Source organism: Polynucleobacter yangtzensis (genome assembly GCF_027924165.1).
GTDB lineage: Bacteria > Pseudomonadota > Gammaproteobacteria > Burkholderiales > Burkholderiaceae > Polynucleobacter > Polynucleobacter yangtzensis.
Window position 1 is genome coordinate 896,604 of the sequence record NZ_AP026973.1, and the last position, 18,107, is coordinate 914,710.

The 18,107-nt window shown below is 44.5% G+C and carries 14 protein-coding genes and 1 tRNA gene; 6 read left to right on the top strand and 9 right to left on the bottom strand.

The window, feature by feature from the left end; genetic code table 11:
- Positions 1-3 precede the first annotated feature (3 nt).
- Genes QMF28_RS04725 through QMF28_RS04735 form a run of 3 tightly spaced genes read right to left on the bottom strand, consistent with a single transcriptional unit; the run spans position 4 to position 4,911 of the window.
- Positions 4-2,445, bottom strand: a complete 2,442-nt coding sequence (locus tag QMF28_RS04725) for a 3-hydroxyacyl-CoA dehydrogenase/enoyl-CoA hydratase family protein (RefSeq protein ID WP_281743489.1) — start codon at positions 2,443-2,445, stop codon at positions 4-6.
- 10 nt (positions 2,446-2,455) lie between these two features.
- A complete protein-coding gene (locus tag QMF28_RS04730; protein ID WP_281743490.1) occupies positions 2,456-4,243 on the bottom strand; it encodes an acyl-CoA dehydrogenase C-terminal domain-containing protein in 1,788 nt (595 codons plus the stop codon).
- A 29-nt stretch (positions 4,244-4,272) separates the two neighbouring features.
- The gene (locus QMF28_RS04735) at positions 4,273-4,911 is read right to left on the bottom strand and encodes a TetR/AcrR family transcriptional regulator (protein WP_281743492.1); all 639 of its coding nucleotides are present in this window, start codon (positions 4,909-4,911) and stop codon (positions 4,273-4,275) included.
- 247 nt (positions 4,912-5,158) lie between these two features.
- Between QMF28_RS04735 and QMF28_RS04740 the strand changes: the two genes are divergently transcribed.
- The 4 genes from QMF28_RS04740 (at position 5,159) to QMF28_RS04755 (ending at position 9,454) form a co-directional block, all read left to right on the top strand.
- A complete protein-coding gene (locus QMF28_RS04740) occupies positions 5,159-5,854 on the top strand; it encodes an outer membrane protein (RefSeq protein WP_281743493.1) in 696 nt (231 codons plus the stop codon).
- A gap of 147 nt (positions 5,855-6,001) precedes the next feature.
- A complete protein-coding gene (locus QMF28_RS04745; RefSeq protein WP_281743494.1) occupies positions 6,002-7,678 on the top strand; it encodes a long-chain-fatty-acid--CoA ligase in 1,677 nt (558 codons plus the stop codon).
- Positions 7,675-8,649 (top strand): NAD(P)H-dependent flavin oxidoreductase, encoded by a 975-nt coding sequence (locus tag QMF28_RS04750; RefSeq protein ID WP_281743495.1) that lies wholly within the window; start codon positions 7,675-7,677, stop codon positions 8,647-8,649. The genes QMF28_RS04745 and QMF28_RS04750 overlap by 4 nt, the downstream gene beginning before the upstream one ends.
- Before the next feature lie 67 nt (positions 8,650-8,716).
- Entirely contained in the window at positions 8,717-9,454 is a 738-nt protein-coding gene (locus QMF28_RS04755; RefSeq protein WP_425594911.1) for a lysophospholipid acyltransferase family protein, read from the top strand.
- A gap of 26 nt (positions 9,455-9,480) precedes the next feature.
- Here the strand turns inward: QMF28_RS04755 and QMF28_RS04760 are convergent, their stop codons facing one another.
- The 5 genes from QMF28_RS04760 to trhP form a co-directional block, all read right to left on the bottom strand.
- Entirely contained in the window at positions 9,481-9,933 is a 453-nt protein-coding gene (locus QMF28_RS04760) for a DUF4442 domain-containing protein (RefSeq protein WP_281743497.1), read from the bottom strand.
- A 15-nt stretch (positions 9,934-9,948) separates the two neighbouring features.
- Positions 9,949-11,691, bottom strand: coding sequence for an IlvD/Edd family dehydratase (locus tag QMF28_RS04765; RefSeq protein ID WP_281743498.1), 1,743 nt, complete (start codon positions 11,689-11,691; stop codon positions 9,949-9,951).
- A gap of 65 nt (positions 11,692-11,756) precedes the next feature.
- On the bottom strand, positions 11,757-12,620 hold the full coding sequence (locus QMF28_RS04770; protein ID WP_281743499.1) for a transporter: 864 nt from the start codon (positions 12,618-12,620) through the stop codon (positions 11,757-11,759).
- Positions 12,621-12,638: 18 nt separating this feature from the next.
- Positions 12,639-13,166: a hypothetical protein gene (locus QMF28_RS04775; protein WP_068322641.1), complete on the bottom strand. Its 528-nt coding sequence runs from the start codon at positions 13,164-13,166 to the stop codon at positions 12,639-12,641.
- A 32-nt stretch (positions 13,167-13,198) separates the two neighbouring features.
- The gene (gene trhP, locus QMF28_RS04780) at positions 13,199-14,506 is read right to left on the bottom strand and encodes a prephenate-dependent tRNA uridine(34) hydroxylase TrhP (RefSeq protein WP_281743501.1); all 1,308 of its coding nucleotides are present in this window, start codon (positions 14,504-14,506) and stop codon (positions 13,199-13,201) included.
- A 592-nt stretch (positions 14,507-15,098) separates the two neighbouring features.
- Between trhP and QMF28_RS04785 the strand changes: the two genes are divergently transcribed.
- Positions 15,099-15,884 (top strand): substrate-binding periplasmic protein, encoded by a 786-nt coding sequence (locus tag QMF28_RS04785; RefSeq protein ID WP_281743503.1) that lies wholly within the window; start codon positions 15,099-15,101, stop codon positions 15,882-15,884.
- Between the two features lie 5 nt (positions 15,885-15,889).
- On the top strand, positions 15,890-17,809 hold the full coding sequence (locus QMF28_RS04790) for a sensor domain-containing diguanylate cyclase (RefSeq protein WP_281743505.1): 1,920 nt from the start codon (positions 15,890-15,892) through the stop codon (positions 17,807-17,809).
- A gap of 213 nt (positions 17,810-18,022) precedes the next feature.
- Here QMF28_RS04790 and QMF28_RS04795 read toward each other — a convergent pair.
- A tRNA-Asn gene (locus QMF28_RS04795) sits at positions 18,023-18,098 on the bottom strand.
- Between the last annotated feature and the right edge of the window lie 9 nt (positions 18,099-18,107).

The window sequence follows — 18,107 nt, forward strand, 5'->3', positions numbered from 1 at the left end:
AAATTAGTTACGAACCGGCTTGCCGTTTTGCAAAATGCCCATAATGCGTTCCATGGTCTTTGGGTGACCAATAAGTTCAACAAACGCTTGACGTTCTAGCTTGAGCAACCATTCCTCAGTCACTAGGGTGCCAGCATCTACATCTCCGCCACTAATGATGTCAATAATCTTCTTAGCAATAAATGCATCATGCTCTGATATAAAACCTCCATCACGCATATTGATTACTTGACCCATTACTGTTGAAGCTACTGAACGTCCGCCAACAGGAATTAGGGCCGGTATGGGTGGTCTATAGCCAGCATAGCGCATGGCTTTGACTTGATTTTGCGCAAGCGACAATAACTCATATACGTTGGGAACGATGATGTCGCCTTTTTGCAGGTAAGCCATCTTCAAAGCATCTTGAGCAGATGAAGAAACCTTAGCCATCGCTGCATTTTCAAAAGAAGCTTTTGTGAAATCTAAGTAGTTGGTATTACCAGCAAGTGCTACACCTTGTGCCGCACGAATAGCGGCTTCTTTGAGGCCACCACCAGCTGGCAATAAGCCGACGCCGACTTCAACTAGACCAATATAGCTTTCGATTGCTGCGACCCTACGAGCAGATTGCATTACTAATTCGCAGCCACCACCTAGTGCAATGCCAGATACTGCGCTAATAACAGGAACCTGCGAGTACTTCACACGCATCATCGTATCTTGGAATAGCTTTACAAATGGCTCAACTCCAGCAGGACCGCCTTTCATAACCATCGGTAGTGCTGCTTCTAAGTTTGCGCCAGCAGAGAATGGTCCGCCAGGGGTTCCAAGCTTGAGTGAGCTAGGTTGCCAGATCACCAGTCCCTCGTAATTCGCTTCTGCAATTTCAATAGCCTTCTGTATGCCATTGAGCACATCAGGGCTGATGGTATTCATCTTTGATCTAAATGAAGCGATCAATACATCGGGTTGGGCTTGGTCTACCCAGGCACGCAGATCGGGATTTTCATAGATGGTGGTGCCAGCAGTTTTCGGGTCAGGGGATCCATCACCTAGCAGTGGCGCTCTAAATACTTGTTTTTGATATACGGGTAAGTTTGAGCGGGGTACATATTTATTCTCGGAGGCAGACCAAGATCCTTCTGGCGTATGAAATGCCTGTTTCTCTGCCACGGGACCGCTAAATAGCCATGTAGGTAAAGGTTCTTTGCTGAGTGTTTTGCCAGCATCAATATCTTCCTTGATCCAGTTGGCAACTTGCGTTACGCCAGCTGCTTGCCAGTCTTCAAAAGGGCCTTTGTCCCAGCCATAACCCCAACGCATCGCAAAATCAATTTCACGAGCTGATTGAGCAATGTCACCCAAGTGAATTGCGCAGTAGTGGAAGATGTCACGATAAATAGCCCATAAGAATTGTGCTTGAGGTTCATCGGTATCGCGGAGTAACTCAAGGCGCTCATTAATTGGCTTCTTCAGAATGCGTTCAATTAAAGGCTCAATAGTTGCGGTAGAGGGTTTGTATTCACCAGTGGCGGCATCTAGTACAAGAACACTCTTGCCATCTTTGCGATAAAACCCTGCCTTTGTCTTTTGGCCTAAAGCGCCTTTGGCAATTAGCTGGGTTACTACCTCTGGAATTTTAAATAGAGTGGAGAAGGGATCTCCTTGTAAGGAGTTTTCCATGGTTTTGATTACATGAGCCATGGTATCCAAACCAACAACATCACTAGTTCTGAAAGTTGCTGATTTGGCGCGACCGAGTTTGCTTCCAGTGATTGCATCCACCGCATCAAACCCAAGACCAAATTTTTGCGCTTCAGCAAACACAGCCAAAATTGAGAACACACCTACACGATTACCAATAAAGTTTGGCGTATCTTTAGCTCTGACAACGCCTTTACCCATGGTGGAGGTCATAAATGTCTCTAGCGCATCCAAAACAGTTGGATCGGTATCGGCTGCAGGAATGAGTTCCAGTAAATGCATGTAGCGCGGTGGGTTAAAGAAATGCACACCGCAAAAGCGTTTTTTTAGATCGCCTGAGAAACCTTTAGCAAGTTCACCAATAGGCAGACCTGAGGTATTTGTAGCAAAAAGTGCATGCGCTGGAATATGCGGGGCGACTTTCTCATAGAGGGCATGCTTCCAATCCAAACGCTCTGCAATCGCTTCAATAATGAGATCACAGTCTGCTAACAACCCCAAGTCATCTTCATAGTTTGCCGCCTGAATCAAATTGGCATCACTCGCAAGACCTAAAGGAGCGGGCTTGAGTTTCTTAAGATTCTCAATAGCCTTAAGGGCAATTGCATTTTTATGAACTGGTTTGCCATCATCAGATTTTCCCGGCAGGTCAAATAAGACAACTGGTAACCCGACGTTAATACATTGAGCAGCAATCTGCGCACCCATAACGCCAGCACCCAGAATGGCTACTTTTTTAATAATCTTGTTTTCACTCATAGTTCATCTTTCAGAAAAAATCAGCTGGCATTGCCATTAAAGATTTGGAGCCGGCGCGTGCTTGACGAATCAGCATCGCAGTCTCAGGCAGGAGTTTGTCAAAGTAAAAGCGGGCGGTGGCCAATTTCGCTTGATAAAAAGGATCGTTACTAGATTTATTGGCTAAAGCAATTTTGGCCATGCGTGCAAATAAATAGGAGTAAATCAGATGACCCACTACACGCAGATAGGGAACAGCAGCGGCTCCCACTTCTTCGTGATTCATCATGGCTTTCATGCCAATCTCTTTAGTGAGTTTTTCAACCTTAACAGCGATATCAGAAAGGGGGTCAATAAACTCCTGCATTTCTTTACGGACGCCTTCATCCTCAATGAACTGTTCGATAATCTTTCCAAATTTGGTCAGTTTTTTGCCCATATCACCAAGTACTTTGCGACCCAAAAGATCCAGTGATTGAATCGTATTGGTACCTTCATAAATCATATTGATGCGAGCATCACGCACATACTGCTCCATACCCCATTCGGCAATATAACCATGGCCACCAAATACCTGCATACCTTCATTGGTTGCTACAAAAGCGTTATCAGTCAAGAATGCCTTAATGATTGGAGTGAGTAAGGCAACCATCTCACCAGTTTCTTTGCGTACGCTCTCATCCGGATGATTAAGTTCGGTATCAATCATGAGAGCAACCCAGTAGGAGAATGCTCTCCCAGCTTCTGCGTAAGCTCTTTGGGTCAATAACATTCTGCGTACGTCAGGATGAACAATAATCGGATCCGCTGCTTTCTCTGGTGCTTTTGCTCCAGTGAGGCTGCGCATCTGTAAACGCTCCTTTGCATAAGCAACTGAGTTTTGATAAGCCACCTCAGTTAATCCAAGACTTTGCATGCCTACACCAAGGCGAGCTGCATTCATCATGACGAACATGGCATTTAAACCTTTGTGAGGTTCTCCCACTAGGGTACCAATGGCGCCATCAAAGTTCATGACGCAAGTGGCATTGCCATGAATGCCCATCTTATGTTCAAGAGATCCACAGGAAACAGCGTTAGGTTTGCCAACTGAGCCATCTGACCCAATCTGAAACTTAGGCACCGCGAACAAGGAGATACCTTTACTGCCGATAGGTGAGTCAGGCAATCGTGCAAGAACTAGATGAACAATGTTCTCAGCAAGATCATGATCTCCGCTGGAAATAAAGATCTTTGTTCCGGTAATAGCGTAAGTGCCATCAGCTTGCGGTTCAGCTTTGGTCTTAAGTAAACCCAGATCAGTGCCACAATGTGGCTCGGTTAAGCACATTGTTCCAGTCCATTGACCAGACACTAATTTCTCAAGGTAGGTTTTTTTCTGCTCATCAGTACCATGGGCATGTAAGCACTCGTAGGCACCATGTGATAAGCCTGGATACATCGTCCAAGATTGATTGGCTGAGTTCAGTGTTTCATAAAGAACGGTATTGAGTAATTGCGGCAATCCTTGTCCGCCATATTCAGGATCGCAGGATAGGGCGGGCCAGCCACCAGCAACATATTGCTCATAGGCTTGCTTAAAGCCAGTGGGTGTTGTGACCGATCCATCGACTTTGCGTGTACATCCCTCTTTATCGCCAATCTGATTCAAAGGAAAAGCAATTTCGCTAGCGAACTTACCGGCTTCCTCGATGATTTGATTCATTGTGTCTTTATCAACATCTTGATAGGCCGGGAGGTTAGAAAACTCTTTACTAGCATCCAGTAGTTCATGGATTACAAATTGAATATCGCGGAGTGGTGGGTTGTATTGAGGCATATCAGTTCCAGATTTGATAAAAATGAAAGTTATTTAGTAGTTGCTTGATGATTGAGAAAAATATTCTTAATGAGCTTATTCGCCAGAGCCAAGCTCTTTGGGTTCTTCAGAAACCTAGAATCGTGATGTGCACCCAAAACAATGCTGTAAAGATGAAAGAGCATTTCTTGAGGAACAACAGATTTCTTGAGGTGTCCGGCTGTAATGGATTCCTTGATGGCGCGAAGCAGGGCAGAGCGCCAGTCTTCAACACTGCGTACCAATTCATCGCGTACGATTCCAGGACGATCGTCAAACTCAGCAGCGCCCGCAATAAAGAAGCAACTAGAAGTATTCTCCCCAACACTGATCTTCAGCCATGAATCAATCATGTAGCGTAAACGGGGCAATCCTTTTGGTTTAGATAAAGCAGGAATAAAAACAATTTCAGAGAAATAGTCGTAATACTTGCGGATGACTTCAATCTGAAGTTCTTCGCGGGAGCCGAAGTGCGCAAAGACACCGCTCTTGCTCATGCCAACCGAGTCGGCCAAGTGACCAATCGTGATTCCTTCAAGCCCTGATTTGCTGGCTATATCGAGGGCGGCCTGCAAAATCGTTGATTTTGTAGTTAAACCCTTTTTGGACTCAGTAGCTAAAGCCGTAGAGGTTGACCTTGTATCAAGCATGGGTATCAATATTTACCTTTATTGTTGTAAAAATAATACGATCGTTCGTTTATATTACAGCAATTTCCTACAACGCAAAACCCACGTCAAATAAGCCCTACAGAATGCTTACTACACGTAGGGCTAATTTTTTTGTTGCAACGCAAAACAAATAAAGGGAAAACCCGAGATACAAATCAAATTAAAACTAATTAAGATGCTCCGAGTAGTTTCAAATTAATTAAAAAAACCAAACACAGGAAGACATATGAAAACAGTAAAGACTAGCGCCTTAGTTTTAGCTATGGCTGGTGTATTTGCAACAAGTGCTAATGCACAGTCAGCAAAGGCAAATCCATGGGAAGGTTTTTATGCTGAAGCAGCAGTTGGGTGGGGACAATTCAATCCTACAATTAGCAGCGCATCGATACAAACTGCGAGAGGAACTCTTCCAGTAACGACCCAGCAAGACAATCTTTCCTCTGGAAAAAACAAGATTGGCTTGGGTTATACATTTGGCATTGATGATAAGTACACGCTCGGTATTGCGGCGAGCTATTCTCTTGGAGCTTCATCAGCTGCAAACGGATCTTTTTGGGTTACTGGATCACCCTCTACAGCCAAATGGTTCAAATATCAGATAAAAGATGTGTGGTCAGTAACCTTAAACCCTGGCTATGCAATCGATAAGGATAAATTGGCTTATGCGAAAGTCGGCATGACCGGTAATACTATGGGTATTAATGGACAAACTGCCAATTATCAAACCGTAAACTTTACTGGTTACGTTCTTGGTTTGGGTTACAAGCAATTGGTTACTAAATCTATCTACGTTCTTGGCGAGGTCAACTATGCCGGTATTAGCTCCAAAACAGCAACAATTCAAACTAGTTCAGGCCCGCTTACGGGTAACGTAGGTGGTTCAGGCGTTGATGTGATGGTTGGTTTGGGTTACAAGTTTTAAAAAAAACTGCACCATTAAATTTAAGCCCTCCTCACAGAGGGCTTTTTATTTTTTTAAATATATTTTTGCAACATATGTTTAGAATGATTCAAACAGTTTTAATAATCTGAATATAAATAAAAATATATCGAGACAGGAAATAACTACATGGTTAATCCCTCAAAACCTTGGTTAAAAAACTATCCAGAAGGTGTACCTCATGATGTCGACATCTCTGCTTATTCATCATTGCTGCAAATGTTTGATGAAGCCTTTGAGCGCTTTCCAAATCGCCGAGCATGTGAGTATCTAGGTAAGTATTTAACTTACAGTGAGCTTGATCAGCACTCCAGACATTTTGCCGCCTATTTGCAGAATATTGGATTAGAACCCGGCGCTCGTATTGCCATCATGCTGCCTAATGTGATGCAATATCAGATAGCGATGCTGGGTGTACTAAGAGCTGGATTTGTGGTGGTCAATGTCAATCCACTATATACGGCTCGCGAACTGGAGCATCAACTCAAAGATAGCGGCGCAACTGCTCTTATTGTTCTTGAAAACTTTGCTCATGTTTATCAACAAATTGCCTCAAGCGCACCACTAAAGAAGGTTGTTGTTACTTCGATGGGTGAGATGATTGGCATCAAGGGTGCAATCGTTAACTTTGTCGTTCGCAATGTTAAAAAGTTGGTCCCTGCTTGGCATATACCTGGTCATACTCTCTTTACACAGGCTTTGAGTGAGGGCGGTCGCCAGCAATGGAAAAAGCCCAACACTACGCTCGACGATATTGCCTTCTTGCAATATACGGGAGGTACAACCGGCTTATCAAAAGGCGCGATTCTGCTGCATAGAAATATTTTGTCAAATGTGCTGCAGACGGACTTATGGTTAGAGCCAGGATTAAAGAGAAAACCTGTTGATCAATTGGTCTTCTTATGTGCTTTACCGCTTTATCACATCTTTGCTTTAACAGCATGTGCGCTTATGGGAATGCGCAAGGGCGGCCTTTTAATTTTGGTGCCTAATCCACGTGACTTTGATGGCTTTATTAAGTTGCTGAAAAAGCATCCTGATATCAATATTTTCCCGGGCGTCAATACATTATTTAATGCTCTGATGCATAAACCAGAATTTGCTTCAGTCAAGTTCCCTAATATTTTGGCAACCATCGGTGGCGGCATGGCAATGCAAAAGGTAGTTGCCGATCAATGGCAGAAAATGACTGGCGCGCCTATTGCCGAGGGTTACGGGTTATCAGAAACCTCTCCAGTAGCCTGCGTTAATTCACCATTGATTGAAAGTTTTACAGGTTATATAGGTTTACCTGTTTCTGGAACTGAAGTGCGTATTTTGGATGATGCAGGAAATGAAGTGCCTTTCGGTAATCCTGGCGAAATTTGTATTCGTGGTCCACAAGTGATGGCCGGCTATTGGAATAAGCCCGAAGAAACGAAGAATGTGATGACTGCTGATGGATTCTTTAGGTCCGGTGACATTGGAATCATGAATGCCGATGGATATACTAAGATCGTTGATCGTAAAAAGGATATGGTGCTGGTATCCGGTTTTAATGTCTACCCAAATGAAGTGGAAGAAGTGCTATCTCTCATCCCGGGCGTTTTGGAATGTGCAGTCATTGGTGTGCCAGACGAAGATTCTGGTGAGGCAGTAAAGGCATTTATCGTTAAGCAGGACCCGGATTTAACAGAGGAGGCTATCTTGGCGTACTGCAAAGAAAACCTCACCAACTATAAGCGTCCTAAGCACATTGTCTTCCGTAACGATTTGCCAAAGACCAATGTTGGAAAAATTTTAAGACGTGAGCTCAGGGATCTATGAGTCATATCCCAAAAATATTGCAAGGACTTCGATTGCCGATCATCTCGGCGCCGATGTTCACTGTGAGTTATCCAGAGCTCGTCCTTGCGCAATGCAAGGCAGGTATTGTGGGATCGTTCCCAGCCTTAAATGCCAGACCACAAGAGATGCTGGATGATTGGTTAAGTCAAATTCAGAGTGAGTTGGAGGATTTTGAGAAATCCAATCCAAATTCTAAGGTTGGGCCATTGGCCGTTAACCAGATCGTTCACGTCTCCAATGCACGACTAGAGCAGGATATGTATTCCTGCGTAAAGCACCGCATTCCAATTTACATCACTAGTCTGAGAGCTCCTGTTAAGGAGATTATTGATGCGGTTCATAGCTATGGCGGCATTGTCTTGCATGATGTTATCAATATTCGTCATGCTGAAAAAGCTTTAGAGGCAGGCGTGGACGGTTTGATATTGGTCGCTGCTGGAGCAGGAGGCCATGCCGGTGCATTGTCTCCATTTGCACTGGTAGGGGAAGTAAGAAAGATATTCCAGGGTCCAATTGTTCTTTCTGGTGCAATCTCAACAGGTGATGCAGTGCTAGCCGCACAAGCAATGGGTGCTGATTTTGCGTATATGGGGACTCGATTTATTGCCAGTCAAGAAGCGCATGCGAGCGAGCAATATAAACAGGCCATTGTGACTGCGCAGGCCGCTGATATTGTTTATACAGATCATTTCACAGGCATTCATGGCAACTATATTAAGCAGAGCATCGTTAATGCTGGCCTAGATCCAACCAATCTTCCAGAAGGTGATCCGCAAGCATTTGCCAAACTCTCGCAAGCGGGTAAGGATAGCTCTGGCGCTAAGGCATGGAAAGATATTTGGGGTGCAGGTCAGGGTGTAGGTCTTATTGACGGGGTACCCACGGTTGCTCAGATTGTTGATCAACTCGAGAGTGAGTATCAGGCAGCAAAGAAGCGCTTAACATCATAAATTTGCCTAATATAATGAGGGAATAATACTTCCCTCAATTGTCTTACCTAAGTAACTGCTCATCGTGATTCTTTGGCTACGCTCACTACTGTTTTACCTATTTGGCTTTATATCAGTCACCATTTTTGCGACTGCGATTATTCTGGTCATTCCATTTACTAGTATTCGTACTCGCTACAGCATGGGTGTAGCTTGGTGTCGATTAATCCAGAAAGTTTTGTATTTACTATGCGGTATTGGGTCTCAGGTTAAGGGATTAGAAAATATTCCAAAAGATCCCAATAAGCCATTAATCGTTCTGGGCAAGCACCAGTCTGCCTGGGAAACCTTTGTTTATCCATCGATATTTCCAAAAGAGCTCTGTTTTGTATTTAAAAGGGAGCTTTTATACGTGCCATTCTTTGGATGGGCTCTAGCTTCATTACGCATGATTCATATCAATCGTGGCGATCGAGAAAATGCCAGAGAAGCTGTTGCTGCCCAGGGTAAGGTGGTTTTAAAAGAGGGTAGATGGATTGCGATTTTTCCAGAAGGCACTCGCACCCCTCGAGGATCGTTTAAGCCTTATCGCAAAGGTGGTGTTCGTCTCGCCATCAGTACGCAAACCGATATTTTGCCTGTCGCACAAAACTCAGGTGCCATTTGGCCAAGAAAGACCTTTCTTAAGCGCCCTGGTTTGATTACGCTTTCAATTGGGCCAGTCATTTCCGTTCAGGGTAAAACTGAAGAGCAGTTACAGCTGGAGGTAGAAGCTTGGATTGAGGGAGAGATGCGCAGACTTGATGCGCCTGCTTACGGGAATTAAATAAGCAAAAAAGTTAAAGATGCGCCTTAGCTTTTCTTGATCTTCTTGCGGATGTAGAGCGTCTTTGTAATACGCGCAACGACATCTTCTTCTCGGTCTTTCACGTCGACGACAAAATCCCTTAGGACTTTATTGCCAGACTCTGCGGCACTAATAATCTCGTCAATTTGAGATTGAGTCAGCTCAAAGGAGGCATGTACAGGACCCTTACCAGGCTTGAGGAATTCAATTTTTGCTGCTTGATCCCAAACAATGTAGCCTTTACCAATATTTTGAGACACCATCATCATAAAGAAGGGGTCAGTCATGGCAAATAGACTTCCGCCAAAGTGAACCCCTAGGATGTTGCGATTTAAAAGACCATGCTTTAAGCGCACTTTGGCGTGACGAAAATCTTTAGCAATACTTTCCACAGTAATGCCCGCACCCAAGAATGGGGGCCATATATTCATACCCTTACGCAAGAGGTTTGCATTCATCACAGTCTTCAATCTTTACTTTGACTGAGGGGTCTTGCCAACCATCTTGACTGCCCTCAAGAAATCAAAGTCGACACCTTGGTCTGCTTGAGTAACGGTATCCAAAAAGAGTTTCTTGTATCCACGCTCTGCAGTTGGAGAGGTGATGGGGTTGTCCTTCATGCGCTGAGCTAATTCTTCATCAGAAATTAAAAGGCTTATCTCACGATTCTTAACACTTAAGCGAATGCGATCGCCATTGCGGACTTGGGCTAATGGGCCGCCAATAGCAGATTCAGGTGTGACGTGCAACACAATCGTGCCAAAGGCGGTGCCGCTCATGCGTCCATCAGAAATACGTACGATGTCTTTCACCCCTGCACGTGCCAATTTCATTGGAATTGGAATATAACCAGCCTCAGGCATACCAGGAGCACCTTTGGGTCCAATATTCTTGAGCACCAAAATATCTTCAGCGGTGACATCCAATTCAGGGCTATCAATGCGGTTGGCTAAATCAGCGGCATTCTCAAATACTACAGCTCGACCTTCATGCTCCATCAGTTTTTCATTTGCTGCTGATTGTTTAATAATCGCGCCGCCAGGAGCAAGGTTGCCGTGCAATACGGCAATGCTGCCACGTGGATAGATAGGCTTATCAAAGGGGCGAACTACATCTTGTTTGAAGCTCGGTGGTGCGGCATCAATTTCTTCGCCTAGTGTTCTACCTGATACGGTCATGGCATTTAACTTCAGCAATGGCTTGAGTTCGCGTAGTAGGGTAGTCATGCCTCCTGCGTCATGGAAATTTTCCATGTAATGATCGCCAGAGGGTTTTAAATCAACCAGAACCGGAGTCTCGTCGCCCATTTTGTCGAGAGCATCTAAGTCTATTTCCAATCCCATACGTCCGGCAATGGCGGCAAGGTGAACAATGCCGTTTGTTGATCCGCCAATCGCTAGTAATACACGCATAGCATTTTCAAAAGCATCTGCAGTGAGTACTTTGTCTATGGTTAAACCTTCTTTGGCCATCTTCACCGCACAAGTACCAGTTTCTTCAGCAACGCGGATACGATCAGCCGTAACAGCTGGAGGGGTGGCGCCGCCAGGAACAGTCATGCCAAGCGCTTCAGATATGCAAGCCATAGTGCTGGCGGTACCCATGACAGAGCATGTACCTACGCTGGCGACAAGCTGATCGTTCACTTCATCTTTTTCTACTTCATCAATTTCACCAGCGCGGAACTTACCCCAATAACGGCGGCAATCAGTACAGGCGCCAACACGTTCACTACGATGTGAGCCAGTCAACATTGATCCCGTAATCAGTTGGATTGCTGGCAGTCCTGCGGAAGCGGCACCCATCATTTGTGCAGGTACAGTTTTATCGCAACCACCAATCATGACGACAGCATCCATCGGCTGTGCACGCAACATTTCTTCGGTGTCCATTGACATCAAATTGCGTAAATACATGCTGGTAGGAGCCGCAAAACTTTCATGAATGGAGATTGTTGGAAATTCCATTGGCAAACCACCAGCTAACATAACGCCACGTTTTACTGCTTCAAGCAGTTGCGGCATATTGCCGTGACAAGGGTTGTATGCGCTACCAGTATTAATGATGCCAATAACAGGGCGATCTAACGCACTATTGGTATAGCCGGCACCCTTGATAAAAGCTTTGCGCAGGAATAAAGAAAATCCTTTATCGCCATAGCTAGTTAAGCCTTTGCGTAAACCGCTCTCTGCAGGGTCTTTTGGTTTATTGCTCATGAATGTCTCAATTCTCTTTTTAGTGTTCTTTTGGGTTCATTGTAGCGATTCAAGACCTTATTTACCTACAGGCCGCCACCCCAGCGATATTGCCAAGAGAGCCCCAGTGCGGTGTAGTCGGTATTGGTATTGGAATAAACACCCTTACTACCAGTTAGGCGGATTGAATTGTGCTTATTGATGGGGTAAGACATGGTGCTTCCAAAGCGCCAATTTTCTTGTGAACCAGTGATTGCTGTGCCATTGACATATTTTTGACCGCCGGTAAAGTAGGTGGCATCAGCAGATATATATGCCATGTTTTGAAAGTAATAAATGACGTGGGCTTCAGACGAATATATCGGGTTTTGGGAGAGCGTATTGCTTCCCAGAAAGCTAGTGTTACTTGTATAGATCGTAGCCATACCCGCTAATTCCAAACGCCATGGACCAATTGCTTGTGATGCTCCGATAGCAGGCTGAATCAGCGAACGATTAGCGCCTACGTTGAGCATTTGTTCGCTGTTGTACTTACCCCATGGAATAGATGCGGCTAGGCTGGTGCCGATAATAAGATCTTGTTGATAATTTTTAAATTCATCTAAGGAGAGTGCTGGTGCTCCATAAAGATTGGCTGAGACTTTCACAACAGGATCGGATAATCCTTCAGCAGATGCGTTTATATTTTGAGGGCCAAGTGTGCCTGTCCCAGAGAGTTGAGCATACGGCACCAGGAGGCTGATTCGTCCAGACTGCCCAAAGACGTCGATGATGCGAGTTAGATTTACCGCTTCAGTAGTCAGCGTATAAGAACCACTTTTGGCCTGAGCAATGCCGCCTGTAACAAAATTGATGCCAATTGGCGCATTGGAATATGCACGAGCTTCAATTTCTTGAGCTTGAGCCTTCTGAAAAGTAAATACCAATAGACATAGCCAAAAAATTCTCACGCAATACAAATAGATCAATTACTTTTTAGAACCAAACAGAATTGCCAGTGTGGCTGTATTGCCTATTGCTTGGTTCACACCAATAAAAATTAAATAGGGCCAAACAATAAGCCAGTAGAGAATGGACATTGCAAAAATTCTTAAAGGCTCGCCATTACCGAATGCTGCCATGGAAGCGATAAATGCCTTGCCATGAAATAACCCATCTACTCCTGCCTCTAGGAAGTTCAAGGCAAGTACGAAAATTAAATAAACAAAAGATTCGAACAAAAGAGAGTTCACAATTCCATGTTCTTTATTGATTTTGATCGGATAGGCCGCTTGTGCAATCAGCATAAATTTAGCGGAGATTCCTGCCTTGATTAATGCAAAGCCGAAGATCGATAACGGGATAGGGCGCTCCTCAAGAGCGGTCGCCGCAACAAAAGCAATTGCACAAAACCAAGCTCCGAAATAAAGGGTTAGGGCAAAAGCTTTTTTGGCTTCATCCTTGAGCTTATCTTTTAAGCTCAGATGGTTAGGTTTACTAACGGTATTGTTCGTCATTAAGAATAATCAATCAAAGAAATATAGGACGATCACTCGCCGCAAGTGGCGCAAGAGCCCGCAGTTTCCACTGGAGCAGGCTCCTGTGTATAGCGTGCAATAAAGGCATGCTTACTGTTCATCGGAATCTTGAGCCAAACAAAGTGGCCTGAGCCAGGTGCAACATCAATTGGTTCGCCATTCATATTCCACATTTCAGTCAAGACAACATCAGTATTGCCGTTAGGCTCAATGACCTCTAATTTGTCACCAACGGAAAAGCGGTTCTTAACGTCAACCTTGACACGTCCCGAAGCAGAATCGATATCAAGAGTCTCTCCAACATAAAGGCTGCGTCCTGATAGGGAATGGCCGCGCATATAGAGTTGATACTCTTTATCGTGGTGACGCTCATAAAAGCCATCGGTGTAGCCTCGGTTAGCCAAGCCTTCTAGCTGACCTAATAAAGCTGTATTAAATGGTCTGCCTGCTACGGCGTCATTGATTGCTGCTCGGTAGGCTTGAACGGTACGTGAAACGTAATAAGGTGATTTGGTGCGGCCTTCGATCTTGAAAGAATCAACGCCCATTTTAGTTAGGCGCTCGATATGCTCAACGGCTCGAAGATCCTTGGAGTTCATGATGTAAGTGCCATGCTCATCTTCTTCCATGGGCATCAAATCGTCCGGACGGCGGGCTTCCTGAAGAAGAACTACATCACCGCTGCCATTTTGTTGTCCAGGTTTGACCTTGTAGTCCCATCGGCAGGCATTAGTACAGGCGCCTTGATTGGAGTCACGATGAGACATATAGCCTGACAGTAAGCAGCGTCCTGAATAAGCAATGCAGAGCGCGCCATGCACAAAAACCTCAAGCTCCATTTCAGGACAGTCTTGACGAACTTCTTCGATTTCATCAAAGGAGAGTTCACGCGACAAAATGACGCGACTAATACCAACAGAACGCCAGAACTTTGCAGAAGCACCATTAACCGTATTGGCTTGAACTGATAAATGAATAGGCATATCTGGCCAAGCTTCACGTGCCATCATGATCAACCCAGGGTCTGACATGATTAAAGCGTCCGGCTTTAATGCAATGACCGGATCCATATCTTTAATATAAGTCCGAGTTTTGCCACCATGGGGTAATAAATTGGAAACTAAGTAAAACTTTTTACCCATGTCATGGGCAGTATCGATGCCTTGCTTGAGAACCTCAATCTTGCCAAAGTCGTTATTGCGAACCCGCAGTGAATAACGAGGTTGTCCAGCATAAATGGCATCCGCACCAAAATCAAATGCGGTGCGCAACATATTAAGGCTGCCAGCGGGGGCGAGTAGTTCAGGAATCTTATTCATAGGGTCTATTTTAGTGTGCTTAGACCGAATATTGCATAAGAAATTTATGCGCGCGAAAGGGCATTTTTAAGCCATTTCATTGGTTCCCCCTACCGGGCGCCTGAGGATTTATAGAGTTTTCCTTAAAAACTTAGCATCGAATGAGTTTTAGCATTCTCATAAATGAATGTTCATTCACATGTTTTTTACTGTTTATGACTACGCATCATTATTAGGGGTGACAACAATATTTTGGCAGTATCTTTTATTGGGGTGAGAAGTTTAAATGTTAATGTGAAATTAGATTTCGCAAATAACGGAAATTCAAAAAACACCCCAATATCTTTTTCATTAAATTTATCAAGCGGCAATGGTAGGTAATCTAGTAGAAAATTACTATTTTTTCTAGGCAAATGTGCTCATATGCGCGCAATTTGTGTTGCTTAAATATCTTGTTACATTTTCAGATGACAATAATCAGTCTGAAGATTTTTAGTGTGATGAGTCAGCTTTACTAATAGTTTCAAGTTTCTCGAATAATTGATGAAAACCTCTGCCATCGTTATTTTAAAAGCTGTTAAAGTTCAAGAAGTTCTAAAAATAAAGATTAAAAATGTTGAATCCTAAATTATTGCTGTCCTTCAGTTTAATTATTTTCTCAGTATTGGCCGAGGCAAATACATTAGAAGATATTCAAAAAACGAAAGTACTGAAGGTATGCATTTGGCCGGATTACTTCGGTATCAGTTATCGCAACCCGCGCTCGGGAGCACTTCAGGGACTCGATATCAATTTGTCACGTGATTTTGCGCAAGAGTTAGGTGTCAAACCCCAGTATGTGGAGACAAGCTTTGCTGGTTTTATTGCTGATGTAGAGAATCGTAATTGCCATATTGCCATGATGGGGGTTGGCGTGATTCCATCCCGAGCTGAGCGCGTCAATTTTTCAGCGCCGTACTTGCGCAGTGACGTCTACGCAGTGACCTCTAAATCAAATACAACGATTAAGACATGGGACGATTTGGATCGGCCTGGTCGAGTCATTTCTGTCCTGAAGGGCACTTTTATGGAGCCGCTCATGAAGCAGACTTTAAAGCAAGCCACTTTGCAAGTTGCAGAGCGTCCAGGTGAGCGTGAACGTGATGTTGAATCTGGTCGTTCGGATGCGTTCATGACTGACTACCCATACACACAACGTATGTTGGCCAATACCGACTGGGCTCGTGTTGTTTCACCAACTCGACCTATACAGCCGACCGATTATGCTTATGCAGTTGCAAAAGGAGACGCTGCTTGGCTGGCGCGCGTAAATCAGTTTGTGGCTCAGGCAAAGAAAGACGGTCGTTTAGATAAATATGCGACCGAATTTAAGCTGCAACAGATCGTAGTGAAAGACTAATTTTCGTGGCTGTACGTACCGACTTTGAAGTTGAGCCAATTAAGTTTCGGATTATATTTGCCGTTTCTCTAATATCTGCGCTAGCAGTAATCTGGTCGGTATATTTTGTTGGCACCCGCTATGTTCAAGAGTCTGCGATTCGAGCCCTAAAGCAACAGACTCAGTCTGAGACTGCGATTTTAGAAGACCATCTATCACGCAGTCTTGATGTGGTAACCGCTCGATTACGATTAGTTGCGGCATATGCAAATGTGCAATCACTCAATGACGAGCGACTACGTGGAGATCGGCTTTACGAACTCATTCAAGAGGACCGTGTGGTCCGCAGTCTTTCACTAGTTGACGATAACGGCCGGATCGTAGCAAGCTCAAACTCGCGAAATCTAGGGGCCTTGATGCCTCAGAGTGAGCTGCCTGATATAGCTGCGAAGGGTAACAATTCAGCAACTATAAGCTTTGGTAATGTCTATGAATACCGTGATATTTTTGAAATTACCCAAGATACGCCTGCAAATAGCAGCTTGAGATTCTGGTTGGCATCAATACCCGTCAACATTAGCGGGCGGATTTATCACTGGATTGCGACAATTAATATTGGACTATTTGAAAATTTATGGCAGCGCATCGACGAAGATCCCAATACCGAGATTGCAGTATTCGATTACCAGGGTAAAAGAATTGCTGCGCATCACGGAGATATCAGCAAGTCAACACAAGGTTTTGGCAAAGAGTTATTGGAAAATGTGAGTCGTACGGATCTGGGATTTTTTGAGTCTCAGATAAACTCTAATCTGTTCGCTGCCTATCGTTCCAGTACCGCGTATCCCGCAATCCTTACTGTAGTGGGGGATAAATCGCGTCTAATCGAAACCCTGAAGGATGATCACAATCAAGCTAAGTTTTATGCCCTTGCCGGTTCTCTGATTGTATTGCTCTTGATGGCCGGACTATTTCGCTGGTACTTGACATACGAAAAATCTCTTGCTGAGCTGGCTAACCAAATCAGAGCGACGGGGGCCCATCTGATGATTAGCGAATCGAGCCCAGATGGAAAAATTCTCTGGGCTAACCCTCTCTATTTACAGACAACGGGCTATCGGCTCAGCGAGATCAAGGGGAAAAGCCACCGCATCTTTAATTCAGACCTATACCCTCGTAGTTTTTATAAGGAAATGTGGTCTCAAATTAGTCGCGGCGAAATTTGGAGTGGAACATTTCGAAATCGTAATAAAGCAGGAGAATTTTTCTGGGTAAAAACAACGGTGATACCATTTTTAGACCCATGGAAAAGAGTCTCGCGTTATGTGGCGCTGTATACCGATATCACCGAGTCCATTCGCACCTCTGAGCAGGTGGATCATGAGCGCAGCCTGCGTAAGGAATTATCCAAGAAAAATCGTGAACTTGCGATAAATGCTAATACAGACACACTCACGGGAGTGCCGAATCGACGTGCGTTTGAGCAATTCAGAAAGACTGTAATTGAGCAGGCGCATCGTAAAACTCAGCCAATTTCTATCTTGATGCTGGACTTAGATAAGTTTAAGGACGTTAACGACACTTATGGGCATGTGGCAGGCGATCAGGTGCTGCAAGAGGTAACGACGCGATGGTTACAGCAAATGCGTACGTCCGATATCCTAGCAAGAATCGGAGGGGAAGAATTCGCAGTTTTGCTGCCCCAGACTACCGTGGCCCAGGCAGAGTTAGTTGCGGAAAAATTAAGGGATGTAATATCTTGTACGCCGATTACTCTTAATTTGGGGGATGGAAAACAGTTAGCCTTGGTAGTTACCGTTAGCATTGGTCTTGCTAGCTCTGACCGGGTAGCTGATGACGCTGGTTTTGATGCCCTAATGGCGCAGGCTGATGACGCACTTTATAAAGCCAAACGTGGTGGTAGAAATAGAGTGGCAGTGAACTGAGTCAACCCCTGAAAAACTGGCCTCAATTTCGTAGCTGAGATTTGAGCTTGTGACCAGTGGATAAATGTTCGTAAGCGGATGAATACTCTGCCAAATATGCTGAATCTTAATGAGTGTTTATCGGATTGATTATCTGTTGATCCGCTGATCCTATAAAGTACTTGGTCATACCAATAAAAAAGCCCCTAAATCACTTTAGGGGCTTTAATTATTTGGCTCCTCGACCTGGGCTCGAACCAGGGACCTACGGATTAACAGTCCGGCGCTCTACCGACTGAGCTATCGAGGAATAAGCCGA